A 12,078-nucleotide genomic window follows, 5' to 3' on the forward strand; every position below is an offset into this window, starting at 1 on the left:
AGGAAGACATGATTCCTGCCCGCGGTATTTCACGAAATTGCTGCCTTGTGAGAAAAGAGCGCAGCAAGCCTACAGAGGTTAACGGCTTGTTACCTTAGCCAATGCTTTAAAACCAAGAAACAAAGCAATGAAATAAGCGTCGCCTCACCTAACCTTGGCGTTAAGCTTTCCCACCCGTGCCTGCAACGGGGTCCGCTGCCGGTATTTCTTCATCACGGTGGTAAAATGGCTCTGACTTGAAAACCCGCTCGAGTGGGCGATGTCGGTGATCGTCATGCGGCTGTCTGCAAGCAGTCTTTCAGCGAAATCCAGCCGCAGGTCGAGGACGTACTGGTGCGGCGGCATTCCGAACGTCCTCGAGAAAGCCCGCACAAAATGATAGGGGGAAAGCCCGCAAACCGCGGCCATATCAGCCAGCGCCAGCTTGCGCGTAAAGTTCTCGTCCAGGAATTGCTGCACGCGGCGCGCGGCGCGGACGGAAAGCCCGCCTTTCGCGTTGAGCGTCGGCTGTCGCGAGTTGGTTCCGGAAACCGGTCCGGGGAAACCATCATCGCCCGGCATTTTTCGGCCTCCCGATACGTCCCAGATGAGGTTCAACCCAAGGCTTCCTTCCATGTTCCCCTGAAAAACAATTCGTGATTGATCGAAGCTGACCGGCATCGCCACTCATCGGATCGTTCCGGCCGGACGGCGAACAATGCGCGGACTGCATGACATTCCAGAGGACTCCTGCGGAGCTTGGGGCAGATTTGCAGCGGGATGTATTTTGAGAAACTCAGCAAGCCTTGTAGAAAATTCCGGTCTTGCGTCGCGGGTGAGCAGGCGTTGCCATTTTGCCATGGCCGGGCCCTCAGTTCTTGAGGGAAGCATGCGCGGCCCCGGTCGGCGTTCTCGCAGGCAGATGGCTCCGATCCGAAGAACCGGCGAGACAGGCGACTTCGGCAATCGGCAACTCACCGCAATGCGGCGGCACGCCGAACGTTGCTATGATATGGTTGGATGAAACCCCTGCGAAGGATGCCAATTCGGCGATGACTTTTCGCACGACGTTTTCGTCGAGATATTCCCGCACGCGTGGCGCGCCGTATTCCGTGATCCTGTCGCTGCCGAGCGAGGCTCTCATTCCGCGTGCGGGCCTCAGCACAATTCCGGTGGAATGCTTCTTGGCCAGGAATTTCTGCGGGACGGGATCGCGGACGGAGTATATGACACTCCTCCGCGTGGTGGCCCTCCTGGGACCTGCGCTTTCAGGAATTATGTCCAGGACATATCGAGCTGTCCGTTCTCGATTGACGCCCCAGGAATCGCCGCTGTCCCGAGCATCGTCCGTATTTTTCATGCCTGGCCTCTGCCGCTTTGTCCGCTGCCTGAAATCCCCCTTAGCCCGACCCGGACCCAGCGTAACGCACATGCCGCGGATAGTGAATAACATCCGTACGCAAAGAAAAAATTTTGTTCGGGATAAGAGGAACCAGTCACAAGGGAGGGACTGGAACATTTTTTGACACCTTCGCCGGCGCATTGGCTGACGGAGCATCAACGAAAAACCCGCCTGCGCGGCGGGTCACTGGCGCAAATCAGCACCATGGGCGAATATGTACTATAGCTGAGGTCACCGAGTCAAGAAAAAATTCCTATCGTGAAAAGCTGCGTGCGCAAAAGTTGCCAACTGCCGCGAGGCCTCTGGTTGACCTGAATTCGGAGCCCTGCTTCAGGGGACAGTTTGGCCATTTCGGCGGCCATTCAACAATGTAGAGCTACCGGATTTGCCGCCGGTCATTGCAGATCGTCGCGACGATTCTCATACAAATCCCATGTAAGTTCCACAAAACCCAGAAGAACGTCTTCCTCGCTCCACCCGGCAGCGACGGCTGCCTGAACGATCTCACGGACGAGAGGCAGCAATTGGCGTTGGCATTCTGCCGACGTGTCGGCAGCTACGTCATCGCCAGGAGGTCCATCGAAGTTGAATTTCATCATTCGGCGCCCCCCTCGCCGTCAATCAAAGTGTTTATATCATTAAAATCATTCCTCCTGATATACAATAGAGGTGGTACCAAAGCATAAGAGGCTTCGGAGGGCCCGGGCAGAACAGGACGATGCCAGGCTCTATGCTTCCCCTGGGTCAGGTTTGTCCTTCTGGACAGGATCTATCGGGGTGCTTCAACCCATCGATCTCTGCGGCTGGTCGAACTCTTCAGCCAGGGCCGCATGCCACCATCCGGCGAATGCGCGGCACGAGCGGCTGCATTGCCTTCTGCAACCGCTCGCTGGATAGTCTCGGCATGTTGGAGACCCTGGCGACTCACTGGCCGCAAATTCTGGCGATCATCTCCGTGGTGATGGCGACGGTCGGCATCGTCCATGCCGTCATGACCAAGGAAGATGTCCGCGCCGCCACCGGCTGGGTCGGCGTGATGGTGCTGTCCCCCATCCTTGGCGTGCTGATCTATGCCATCGCCGGCATCAACCGCATCCGCCGCGCCACGATCACCGCCCAGCGCCCGTTTGCCGACGGCGCGGTGTCCGCCAAGCACGAGCGCAACGTCGCTGTCGAAGAGGCCCTGATCGTCGAGCGCTACGGGCAACGGTTCACGGGCTTGCGGACACTGGGCGACAGGGTGGCGCGGCGCACGCTCAATCCTGGAAATGCAATCGATGTGCTGGAGACCGGCGACGAGGCCTATGCCGCCATGTGCGCGGCGATCGATGGCGCCGAGCGCAGCGTCCTGCTCGAGACCTATATTTTCGACAATGACGCCGTCGGCCTGCTCTTCGTCGAGGCGCTGGCCGGCGCCGTCCGGCGCGGCGTCACCGTCCGCGTGCTGATCGATGCCGTCGGCGCCCGCTACTCGGTGCCGAGCATCCTGGGGCATTTGCGCGAGGCCAACATCCCCGCCGATGTCTTCAACGGCAACATCGTCATGGGCCTGCGCCTGCCCTACGCCAATCTGAGGACCCACCGGAAGATCCTGGTGGTCGACGGCATCGCCGCCTTCACCGGGGGCATGAACATCCGAAAAGGCTTCTCAGCCGAATTCGCCGGCTCCAACAGCGCCAGGGACACACATTTCCGGGTGACCGGTCCGATCGTCGCCGACCTCTTTTCGGTCGCCGCCGAGGACTGGCGCTTCGCCACCAACGAGGCGCTGAAGGGCGACGCCTGGCGCATCGCCCCGCTGTCGCCACCGCCAGGCGCACCGATGATGGTGCGGGCAGTCGCGTCCGGCCCGGATGCCAGCAACGAGACCAACCACAAGCTGCTGATCGGTGCATTCTCGGTCGCCCGCAAGTCTATACGCGTGATGTCGCCCTATTTCCTGCCGGATCGGGAACTGATCAGCGCGCTGATCACCGCCGGCAGGCGCGGGGTCGAAATCGACATCGTGGTGCCGGCGGTGAACAATCTTTTCCTCGTCGACCGCGCGATGATGGCGCAGTTCGATCAGGTGCTCAAACACTATTGCCGTGTCTGGCGAACCGAGGGACCGTTCGACCATTCGAAGCTGCTTTCGATCGACGGCGTGTGGGCCTATGTCGGATCTTCCAATCTTGATGCCCGATCGCTGCGGCTGAATTTCGAGATCGACCTGGAGGTGCTCGATGCCGGCTTTGCCAGCGAGATCGAGACGCGGATCGGGTCGGCGATTGCCTCCGCCGTGCCGGTGACGCTGGAAGCCTTGCGAGCCCGGCCGTTTCTTATCAGGCTGTTCGACCGGGTACTATGGCTCGGTTCACCCTATCTCTAAGGCGGAGGTGTGCTTGAGGAACTCGTCTGTCATGGAACATACGCCGAAATTGCCTATTTTCACTTTATCCCGCTTCTGAATTGAAACCAGCGAGGACGAGCAGCACAGAGATGCACAGAATTGGACGCAGCCTCCCGGCAAGCATGCTTCTGTCCCTTCGTGACCGCCGGATGCAGAAGGCTAACGCCGCAGCACTCAAGACGACAGCCACCACCGGCACGCTGGTTGCCTCCTACAATGTCCACAAATGCATCGGCGTCGACAGGAAATTCGACCCGGAGCGGATCATCCGCGTCATCCGCGAAATCGATCCGGATGTCATTGCGCTGCAGGAAGCCGACAATCGCTTCGGCGACCGTGTCGGGCTTCTCGACCTGCCCCGGCTCGAGCGGGAAACCGGCCTGATTCCGGTGCCGATTTCGGCCACCGGCAAGGGCCATGGCTGGCATGGCAACGTCCTGCTGTTCAAGAAGGGCGTCGTTCGCGACGTGCACCAGATCAAGCTTCCGGGACTGGAGCCGCGCGGCGCGGTGGTGGCGGAAATCGACCTCGATGGAAGCCGGACGCTGCGCATCATCGCCGCCCATCTTGGCCTGCTGCGCCGCTCGCGCTCCCAGCAGGCGCGCGTCGTGCTCGACCTGATGAACAGCCCGGACGAAAGACCGACCTTGCTGCTCGGCGACCTCAACGAATGGCGGCTCGGCAACCGCTCCGCTCTCAACACGCTGCATGCGACGTTCGGCCCGCAGCCGCCGGCGGTCCCCACCTTCCCGTCGAACCTGCCGCTGCTGGCGCTCGACCGGATCATGGCCAACAGGCACGGCATGATTGCCGCCATCAACGCGCATGACACGCCGCTTTCGCGCGTTGCCTCCGACCACCTGCCGCTGACGGCCTTCGTGCGCCTGGAGCGGGTGGACGATAACGCCTTGATGTCTTCCGCGTCGCAAAGCGTGTAAAATTAGGCGGAACGCCCGGTTCTTCCGCGAGTTAACATGTCTTGAATATGCAGGAGGACGAGATGAAAAAGCTGATTCTGGCTTCCCTGTTGGCATTGGCCGCGACCGCGGCGATCACTGCGCCGACGCAAGCGGCAAGCGTGACCATCCAGTCCGACGACGGCGACCGATATTTGCCGGATGACGATTCCGATAGTGGGATCGTTATTCGCCGTCATCACCGCGATCGCTATTATGACGATCAGTATGATGGCGACCAGAATGTTCAGTATGACAATGGCGAATACCGGTACGGCGAATATCGCCGCCATCACCGGCATCATCGCTGCCATATCGAACTGGTCAAGCATTGGCGCCACCACCACAGGGTGATCGAAGAGGTCCGCGTCTGCGGCTGATCCCGATCGGAGCAACCGGCCGGCGAAAGCCGGCCGGTTCATCGTGCATGATCGGCTGACGAAATAGCGCCGATGTGAGAGGTGATAATTGACCGCGTCAAATCGTGGTCGCCCGCACGCTCACCGGACCGTGGCAAACGCGGCAAGGACGGCCGCGTCCCAGGCGGCCATGGCATTAGGTCATAGGTGATATCGCCGTTCGGATTGGCGGCGTTGGTGATGCCGCCCTGGCGATGGGATAGCTGCCCGACAGTCTCGCCGGCAACGCGGTCAAGGCGTCCCCATTTTCTACCGGACCGAGGCAACGCTGCAGACGGAAGCTGCGTCCGCCACGCCCTGGCAGAAGGCGGGACCGTCAAGCCGCGGGTCTTCGACCAGCGTTTGCGCATCGCCATCCACCGGCTGCCCGGTGAAGAAAACCCGAGCCGGCCCGCCGGCAGTATGGGCATCGGCGTTGTACGCGACCGTGCTGGCCGCATCCGGTGCCGGCACGGTGTTGGGCGGCGAGACCACCAGATCGGCACCGACATAGGTCAGCTCATAGTTGGCCGAGAGGGTCAGGCTCCCCTGTTCGATGGCATAGTTGCCAGCAGGGCTAGCGGGTGTCGCCTCAGTCGAGAGCGCGCCAAGGAATGTATCCCCGTTGACCAACCCCAGACCGCCGATCGAATAGGTGAGTGGCGGATTGGGCATGCCTTGGGGCCGGCTCTGCGCATCCGCCACCACAGTGATCGCCCGCTTGCCGATGCTGAAGTCGGCACCGGCATAGCTGATCTCGTAGTTCGCATTGGCGTTGTCGGTGAGCGTGCCCTGGCCGATCGCGTAGGCTCCGGCGTTCTCTCCCAAGGCGCGATCGAGAGCGCCGACCAACGCCACACCACTGCCGAGATCGGTGCTGGTGTAGCCATAGGAGGACGGGTCGGCATCGCCGTAAATCTTGCCCTGGCCCGAATTGGCCGTGACTGTCACGGCACGCCTGCCGATGCTGAAATCGGCGCCGACATAGCTGATGTCGTAGTTCGAGTTGGCCGCGTTGGCGAGTGTGCCCTGCCCGATCTGATAGGCGCCGACATCTTCGCCGGTCGTGCGGTCGAGAGCGCCAACCAGCGCCGCACCATTGCCGAGATCGGTGAAGGTGTAGCCATAGGACGACGGATCGGCATTGCCGTAGGTCTTGCCCTGACCCGAGCTGGCAGTGACGGTCACGGATCGCTTGCCGATGCTGAAACCGGCACCGACATAGGTGATGTCGTAATTGCCGTTGGCAGCATCGCTGAGGGTGCCGCGGCCAATGTCATAGGTCCCGACATTCTCGCCCTCGGCGCGATCAAGCGTGCCGACCAGCGCCGTCCCGCCGCCAAGACCGGAAACCGCATAGCCGTAGGACAGCGGATCACTGTCCCCATAGATCTTGCTCTGGCCCGCATCGGCCGTGACCGTGATCGCGCGCTGTGTCACCGAAAGGTCCGCGCCGATATAGCTGATGGCGTAATTGCCGTTGGCAAGCGTGCCTTGCGTGATGCTGTAGCCGCCGACATCGGATGATGCCGTGGCGGTCGTTGCCAGCGCACCGCTCAGACTGTCGCCATTGGCGAAATCGCCCGAGGTCAGCTGATAGGTCAGCGTTGGATTGTCATCGCCATAGACACGGCTCTTGGCATCGGCCGTTAGCGTAATGGCGCGCTGCGTCACCGCCAGATTACCGCCGACATAGCTGATCGCGTAGTTGCTGTTGGCGAGCGTGCCCTGCGTGATGCCGTAGCTGCCGACATCGGATGCTGTCGTTGCCGACGTCGCCAGCGCACCGTTCAGGCTGTCGCCATTGACGAAATTGCCTGATGTCAGCTGATAGGTCAGCGCCGGGTTGGCATCGCCATAAATGCGGCTCTTGGCATCGGCCGTCACCGTGATCGCGCGCGGGGTCAACGCGAGATTGCCGCCGACATAGCTGATCGCATAATTGCTGTTGGCGAGTGTGCCTTGCGTGATGCCGTAGCTGCCGACACCGGATGCTGTCGTGGCCGTTGTAGCGAGCGCACCGGCGAGACTGTCGCCATTGACGAAATTGCCCGAGGTCAGCTGATAGGTCAGCGCCGGATTGGCGTCGCCATAGATGCGGCTCTTGGCATCGGCCGTCACCGTGATCGCCCGTTTCGTCACCGACAGATTGGCGCCGGCATAGCTGATCGCATAGTTGCTGTTGGCGAGTGTGCCTTGCGTGATGCCGTAACTGCCGACACCGGATGCTGTCGTGGCCGACGTCGCCAGCGCGCCGCTCAGGCTGTCGCCATTGACGAAATTGCCCGTGGTCAGCTGATAGGTCAGCGTTGGAATGGCATCGCCATAGATGCGGCTCTTGGCATCGGCTGTCACCGTGATGGCGCGCTTCGCCACCGACAGATTGGCGCCGACATAGCTGATCGTATAGTTGCCGTTGGCGAGTGTGCCCTGCGTGATGCCGTAGCTGCCGACACCGGATGCCGTCGTCGCCGTTGTTGCCAGTGCGCCGCTCAGGCTGTCGCCATTGACGAAATTGCCTGATGTCAGCTGATAGGTCAGCGCCGGATTGGCGTCGCCATAGGCACGGCTCTTGGCATTCGCCGTCACCGTGATCGCGCGCGGCGTAACCGACAGATTGGCGCCGACATAGCTGATCGCATAGTTGTTGTTGTTGAGTGTGCCCTGCGCGATGCCGTAGCTGCCGACACCGGATGCCGTCGTCGCCGATGTCGTCAGAGAACCGCCCAAGCTGTCGCCACTGACGAGGTTGCCTGTTGTGAGTTGATAGGTCAGCGTCGTATTGGAGTTGCCATAGGTACGGCTCTTGGCATCGGCCGTTACCGTGATCGCGCGCTTGGCGATGGTGAAATTGGCGTCGACATAGGTGATGTCGTAGTTCGAATTGCTGGTGTTGGTGATGCTGCCCTGGTTGATGGCATAAGTCCCGGCGCTGTTCCCTGCCGTGCGGCTAAGGCTACCGACCAGAGCCGTGCCGGCGCCGAGATCCGAAACGGTGTATGCATAGGATGATGGATCGGCATCGCCATAGATCTTGCCCTGGCCCGGCGTCACCGTCACCGTCACCGCGCGCTTGCCGATGGTAAGCAGGCCCGCGCTGTTGTAGGCGAAGCCATAGCCGCTCAACGCCGCGAGATTGCCGGCGCCGACGGTGATTGCATAGGATCCTGCTCCGACCTGTGTATTGCCCGGCGGGTTGACGGACGTGACGCTTGGGCCACCGCTGAAGGTCGTGGCGGCGGTGTCGCCGAGATAGGCGCCGATCGCGCCCGCCTGGTAGCCCGCCACTGAATAGGTCAGTGCCGGCAGGGCGGTATCGCCATAGGTTTTGGTCGCATTGCTGGACTTGAAGGTCAGTGTCGGCTGATAGGCAAAGACATAGCGGTTGCCTGTCGCACTCACCGGACCATCCGCCGACGTGTTCCAGACGGCCGTGTTGCCACTGTCCAGATTGCCGAATGTATTGCCGGTGGGATTTGCCGCATAGATCAGCCAGCGTCCGCTGGTGGCGGTGACGGCGTCACTGCCCCGGTTGTTGACGAACAGGCCAGCGGCTGAGAGCACCGGATCCGTTCCGCTGATTGTCGCATTTGCCGCAATGGTCAGATCGCCCGCCGTCTGAAGCCTTACCGAACCGGTGGTGTTCACCCCGGTCGCCGTAACCCCGCGGGCGCTGGAAGCACTGGCGATCGTCAGGCTTGCGCCATCGCGCAGATCGACGGAACCGGCGCTGCCGGCGACGTTGCCGATCTGGTTGCCGGCGTTGGTCAGGGTGAAGCTACCCGTGCCACCGAGAACCAGCGACGCCGCCGTTAGGCCACTAGTCTGCGTCACCACGCCATTCGACGACAGCGCCAGCGTGCCGGTGCCGACCGACAGCGCCTGGTTGAGGGCGAAGGTGGCTGCTGCGGTTTCAATCTGGCGATTGGCGAAGGACAGGCTGCCGACAGAGGTTGACCCAATCGCCGCGCTATAGGCGCTGCTCAGCGCCGATAGCGAAGCGATCGAGCCATCCGTCTCGTCGAGCCGCCAGTCGCCATAGACGTTGAGGTTCGAGACATTGCTGCCGGACAGGCCGGTCCGGAAGGTCACGCCATTCCTGGCGCCCGAGTCCGCTTCGGCAACGGTGTAAGCGAGCACCGAGTTCGAGACCGCGCCGGCCGGCAGAGCGAGATAATAGTAGCCGTTGACGCCGGTCGAGACTGTGCCGAGGTTCACGCCGCCGGAGACGACGGACACCAGCCCGGGATTTTTTGTGTAATAGGGTTGGCCGGTACCGGAAATCAGTGGCGTGTTGCCGGCATCCTTGTAAGCAATTCCGGAGATTGCCTGGACGCCATTGGGGTAGAAGCTCTTCAGATAGGGATAGAGGCCGCCAGTCCCGCCGCCAAAGGCGGTACTCAGTCCGTTGGCGCCGCCATTCTGGAAGCTGGGGGTCGACAGGCCGACGACATTGACATTGGGGCCGGTCGTGCCGCCGCCGATCGCAGGCTTGGCGATGGATGTGGTGTTGTAGGGGCCGGATGTCGACGTGTCGTACGCGCCCGTGACCACGCCATCGTAAAGGTTGTTGCCGATGAACGCGCCGACATTCCATCCGCCGCTGACCGCGCCGGTCGAATAGCTGTCGGTTATCCTGCCGCCCTCGCCGACAAACGAATAGCCATAATTCGATCCGACGAGGCCGCCGACGGCCGCGCCGCCGCTGCCGATATCGACAGCGCCCATGGCATAGACGCGATCGATGGTGCCGAAATTGTTGAAGCCTACCGCGCCGCCGGCGGTGTTCGTGTCGCGTGCGTTGATGACCACCGTCGAGAAGCTGTCGGAGAGTGCGCCATCGTTCTCACCGATCAGACCACCTGAGGTGGACCCGTATTGTGTGGTGAACAGCTGACCAGTCGAATAACTCTGGGCCACCGTGCCGGCATTGAACCCGGCGATCCCGCCGAGGGTCCTGAACCCCCGGACCGTCACATTGGTGACGCCGACATTCTGGACCAGGCCGCCCGCGCCGATATAGCCGAATAGGCCGACATATTGGGCGGCGGACTGCGTCACCGACAGGCTGTCGACGGTGTGGCCTAGCCCGTCGAACGATCCGGTGAAGCCGTTGCCGCCATTCTGGACATTGCTGTTGCCGTCGGTGCCCAGCGATATGAAGCCGAGACCGCTGTTCCAACTGGACGTGGAACTGGCCTCGATGTTGTTGGCCAGCGCATAGCGTTCGGTCAGGCCGCTGTTGATCGCCTGCAGGCCGTTGACATCGTAGATCAGCGTGTAGCTCTGGCCGTTGACCGACAGCGCCTGCGCGCCCTGCGTGCCGGTGAAGGTGGCCGATGCGCCCAAGGCATAGGAGATCGTGCCGCCGGTGCCGCCATTGTTGGTGACCAGCATAAGCCCACCGACGCCGCCGATCGTGGCGTTCGCATTGAAGACGATCGAATGAGAGGCGCTGAGCGTCAGCGTGTTGGTGTTCCAGGCGATCGGCGCGGCAATGGTGATGTCGCCGGCCTGCGAACCGCCGCTGCCGGTCGAGATGGTGACGTTTGCCGTTGCAAGAAGGTTCTGCAGCGTGGTGACGTTGATGACGCTGTCATTGGTGTTGGCGGACATGCTGCCGCCGGTGTTGCCGGCAGCGTTCGATATAGTGACGTTGTAGGGATCGAGCAAAAGGTCGCCGGTGTCGCCGAAGCGGGCGCGCAGATCGACCTCACCGGTGAAGTCGAGGCGCTGCTTGCCGGACACTTCCGCGAAGCCGCCATTGCCGCCGTCATCGCCGCCGCGTGCGGAAATTTTGCCGGCGAACTTTGTTTGCTCGTCCGACCAGACGATGACCGTGCCGCCAGTGCCGTTGCCGGTCGCATCGGCACTGATTGTCGTCTTCGCATCGATCTCGGTTGCGACCGCGCGTTGCAAGGTGCCCTTGCCCTGCTTGTCACCGCCGATCCTGACCGTGCCGCCGCCATCCTTGCCCGAGGCATCGATCTTGGCGGCCTTGAGCTTCAGTTTGCGGCCGGTCACCGTGACCTTGCCGCCCTGGCCGCCGGTCTTGGCCGAGGCATCGAGCGTGCCGGAGATTTCGACCGAGCCTTCATCGCCGCCGAGCACGATGGCACCGGATTGGCCAGACACCGTGCGTGCCTCGATGACACCGGACATGTTGACGGCTTGGCGTGCGGCATCGCGCACCGCAGCCGCCTTGAGTTCGACCGGCCCGCCATCGGCACTGATCAAGCCGGAATTGCTGACCAGCGCATTGCTGCCGTCAGCCTTGCTCAGCACGGAAACCTGCAGGAAGCCGTCGCCGGACAAATCAAGTGTTGCCTTCTCACCCGATCCGAGCCCGACCTTGCCAAGCGGCACGGTGATCGAGCCGGCATTGTCGACGCTGCCGCCGATCAATGCGGCATAGCCACCACGCCCGATGCTGATCGCACCCTGGTTGGAGACGGCGGCTGAAGCTCCCTTGCCTTCGAATTCCAGCTTTCCGGCCCCAAAATCCTCGTCGCTGATGCCCAGCGAGGACGCGACGAAGCCGGCGGCACTAACCTTGCCGGTCTTGGAGATGGCAATGCCGTTGGGATTGACCAGGAACACCTGGCCATTGGCATTGAGCTGGCCTGCAATGGTCGATTTGGTACCGCCGGTGACGCGGTTCAGCATCGTTGCCGAGGATGATGGCTGGTCGATGTTGACTGTCGCGCCGGCACCGATCGAAAAACTCTGCCAGTTGACGATCGCCGAACTGGTCGACTGCCTGATGTTCAGTTGCGACGACGATGGGTTGGCGATGGTGACGCCGCCGGATGCTACGCTGCCGCCGGTCGGCAGTTCCTGTGCCCGCGCCGACGTGAAGCCGACAAGCGCCGTCGACGTCAAAAGCAGCGCCATCAACGGCGCGCCGGTGCGGTTCAGGTGCCGCCGTGGGAGGTGGGCTTTGCGCTGCATGGT

General features: G+C 62.0%; 7 protein-coding genes. 3 read left to right on the forward strand and 4 right to left on the reverse strand.

The window, feature by feature from the left end; genetic code table 11:
• Nucleotides 1–144: 144 nt before the first annotated feature.
• The 3 genes from NKH97_RS30255 to NKH97_RS30265 all read right to left on the reverse strand — a co-directional run bounded on the left by NKH97_RS30255 (nucleotide 145) and on the right by NKH97_RS30265 (nucleotide 1,980).
• Complete coding sequence (locus NKH97_RS30255; RefSeq protein ID WP_352441928.1) at nucleotides 145–660, reverse strand: helix-turn-helix transcriptional regulator; 516 nt, start codon at nucleotides 658–660, stop codon at nucleotides 145–147.
• Between the two features lie 190 nt (nucleotides 661–850).
• Complete coding sequence (locus NKH97_RS30260) at nucleotides 851–1,123, reverse strand: AraC family transcriptional regulator (protein ID WP_023809960.1); 273 nt, start codon at nucleotides 1,121–1,123, stop codon at nucleotides 851–853.
• Between the two features lie 653 nt (nucleotides 1,124–1,776).
• Nucleotides 1,777–1,980 (reverse strand): hypothetical protein, encoded by a 204-nt coding sequence (locus tag NKH97_RS30265; RefSeq protein WP_352775862.1) that lies wholly within the window; start codon nucleotides 1,978–1,980, stop codon nucleotides 1,777–1,779.
• A 305-nt stretch (nucleotides 1,981–2,285) separates the two neighbouring features.
• On the opposite strand from NKH97_RS30265, the gene NKH97_RS30270 reads away from it, so the two are divergent.
• The 3 genes from NKH97_RS30270 to NKH97_RS30280 all read left to right on the forward strand — a co-directional run bounded on the left by NKH97_RS30270 (nucleotide 2,286) and on the right by NKH97_RS30280 (nucleotide 5,106).
• Entirely contained in the window at nucleotides 2,286–3,749 is a 1,464-nt protein-coding gene (locus NKH97_RS30270; protein WP_352441926.1) for a phospholipase D-like domain-containing protein, read from the forward strand.
• A 110-nt stretch (nucleotides 3,750–3,859) separates the two neighbouring features.
• Nucleotides 3,860–4,708: an endonuclease/exonuclease/phosphatase family protein gene (locus NKH97_RS30275; protein WP_352722599.1), complete on the forward strand. Its 849-nt coding sequence runs from the start codon at nucleotides 3,860–3,862 to the stop codon at nucleotides 4,706–4,708.
• 62 nt (nucleotides 4,709–4,770) lie between these two features.
• Nucleotides 4,771–5,106: a hypothetical protein gene (locus NKH97_RS30280; protein WP_128304944.1), complete on the forward strand. Its 336-nt coding sequence runs from the start codon at nucleotides 4,771–4,773 to the stop codon at nucleotides 5,104–5,106.
• A 288-nt stretch (nucleotides 5,107–5,394) separates the two neighbouring features.
• On the opposite strand, the gene NKH97_RS30285 is transcribed toward NKH97_RS30280, so the two are convergent.
• Nucleotides 5,395–12,075 (reverse strand): MBG domain-containing protein, encoded by a 6,681-nt coding sequence (locus NKH97_RS30285; protein ID WP_352799481.1) that lies wholly within the window; start codon nucleotides 12,073–12,075, stop codon nucleotides 5,395–5,397.
• Nucleotides 12,076–12,078 lie beyond the last annotated feature (3 nt).

The sequence above is a fragment of the Mesorhizobium sp. M0870 genome (genome assembly GCF_040319775.1).
Classification (GTDB): Bacteria; Pseudomonadota; Alphaproteobacteria; order Rhizobiales; family Rhizobiaceae; genus Mesorhizobium.

What these genes read in the sequence shown, in the direction of transcription:
- NKH97_RS30255 (WP_352441928.1), bottom strand. Translation starts at nt 660, where the DNA reads ATGCCGGTCAGCTTCGATCAATCACGAATTGTTTTTCAGGGGAACATG.
- NKH97_RS30260 (WP_023809960.1), bottom strand. Translation starts at nt 1,123, where the DNA reads ATGAGAGCCTCGCTCGGCAGCGACAGGATCACGGAATACGGCGCGCCA.
- NKH97_RS30265 (WP_352775862.1), bottom strand. Translation starts at nt 1,980, where the DNA reads ATGATGAAATTCAACTTCGATGGACCTCCTGGCGATGACGTAGCTGCC.
- NKH97_RS30270 (WP_352441926.1), top strand. Translation starts at nt 2,286, where the DNA reads ATGTTGGAGACCCTGGCGACTCACTGGCCGCAAATTCTGGCGATCATC.
- NKH97_RS30275 (WP_352722599.1), top strand. Translation starts at nt 3,860, where the DNA reads ATGCACAGAATTGGACGCAGCCTCCCGGCAAGCATGCTTCTGTCCCTT.
- NKH97_RS30280 (WP_128304944.1), top strand. Translation starts at nt 4,771, where the DNA reads ATGAAAAAGCTGATTCTGGCTTCCCTGTTGGCATTGGCCGCGACCGCG.
- NKH97_RS30285 (WP_352799481.1), bottom strand. Translation starts at nt 12,075, where the DNA reads ATGCAGCGCAAAGCCCACCTCCCACGGCGGCACCTGAACCGCACCGGC.